The organism is Xenorhabdus santafensis, assembly GCF_033949405.1.
Classification (GTDB): domain Bacteria; phylum Pseudomonadota; class Gammaproteobacteria; order Enterobacterales; family Enterobacteriaceae; genus Xenorhabdus; species Xenorhabdus santafensis.
Genome location: NZ_VCDN01000154.1, coordinates 1 through 1,253 on the forward strand (window position 1 = coordinate 1; position 1,253 = coordinate 1,253).

A 1,253-nucleotide genomic window follows, 5' to 3' on the forward strand; every position below is an offset into this window, starting at 1 on the left:
CGTAGCCAAGATGATAGACCGCTGGGCACCGAATAATGAGAATAACACTTCCGCCTATGTTAAGGGTGTTGCTCAGTCTCTGGGTGTCGATCCTCACCAAGTTCTCGCAGTGGATAAACCAACTCTGATTGCTTTGGCAAAGTCCATTATCCGACACGAGAACGGTCAGCAACCTTACCCCGAAGAAACGTTTGAAAAAGCTTACAGCCTACTCTGAATCCTGAGCCTCGCATTTGCGGGGCTTCTTTTTATCTGCGTACTGACGTGCGCAAAAATCCATCATGAGCTTATAGAAATAGAGCCTGAGAACTATCGTCATAGGTGGCGACCTTCTCATGGGCGATATTTCTACGTCAGCAGGCTCTTATTTCTATAGGAATACGCAATGTTAACTTTTGAGGAAGTGAGTGAATTATTTTCTTATGATCCTGAGAGCGGGCTGATATTAAGGAAAGTAACCACATCAAACCAAGCAAAAAAAGGTGATGTTGTAGGTTCAGTTCACAGTTTGGGGTACCTTAGAGTAACCATAAAAGGATCGCGGTACTATAACCATCGTATTGCATGGCTATTGCACTACGGTTACTGGCCTAGCGGTCAAGTAGATCATATTGATGGAAATAAAAAAATAATAAAATTTCAAATCTTCGATTAGCTACTCATTCAGAAAATAATATCAATAAAGGAATTCAAATAAATAACACATCAGGTGAAAAAGGTGTTCACTGGAATGTGAATAGAAACAAGTGGCAGGTATCAATTGGGTTGAAAAACAAAGTTCATTATTTAGGTGTTTTTGATGATATGGAGTTAGCTGCGCTCGTATCTGAGTCTGCAAGAGATAAATTCCATGGCGAATTTGCTCGGCACCAGTAGAGGAGCCTTTGTGTGAATAAATTAATCAAAGTGATAATGGTTTTATTATTCATATCATTATTTGTAATTTATTGGATCTCTAATAACTATTTAGGCCTCAAAAAAGAACATAAAATTATTTCATTAAAACTATCCGAACAAATAGAAATAAATAATGACTATGTAACCAGAATAAAGCGACTAAATGATCTAGACGGGAAGTACGCAAATGAATTATCTCAAAAGAAAAGTGAGATTGAGCAGCTTCGTGCTGATGTTATTAATGGCAAGCGTGGGGTGTACATCAAAGGTGTGTGTACAAAGCCTGAAACCACTTCCCCCTCCGGCTTGGATGGTTCAAGACCCGCCCGACTGGAGAAAGACGCTGAACAAGATTA

General features: G+C 39.5%; 2 protein-coding genes and 2 pseudogenes. All 4 read left to right on the forward strand.

Annotation, left to right across the window (positions count from 1 at the left end):
* A pseudogene (locus FE392_RS19410) lies at nt 1–217 on the forward strand (structural protein); the annotation flags it as partial.
* Nucleotides 218–385: 168 nt separating this feature from the next.
* Nucleotides 386–655 carry an HNH endonuclease signature motif containing protein gene (locus FE392_RS19415; protein ID WP_319931784.1) on the forward strand — a complete coding sequence of 90 codons (270 nt, stop codon included), beginning with the start codon at nt 386–388 and terminating at the stop codon, nt 653–655.
* A gap of 257 nt (nt 656–912) precedes the next feature.
* A pseudogene (locus FE392_RS19420) lies at nt 913–1,191 on the forward strand (lysis system i-spanin subunit Rz); the annotation flags it as partial.
* The coding region (locus FE392_RS19425) for an Rz1 family lipoprotein (RefSeq protein ID WP_319931785.1) at nt 1,139–1,253 on the forward strand (115 nt) is incomplete at its 3' end. The pseudogene FE392_RS19420 and the gene FE392_RS19425, both read left to right, overlap by 53 nt.

Bases quoted from the DNA above. Each gene is read 5' to 3' on its own strand.
- FE392_RS19415 (WP_319931784.1), top strand. From the start codon at position 386: ATGTTAACTTTTGAGGAAGTGAGTGAATTATTTTCTTATGATCCTGAG.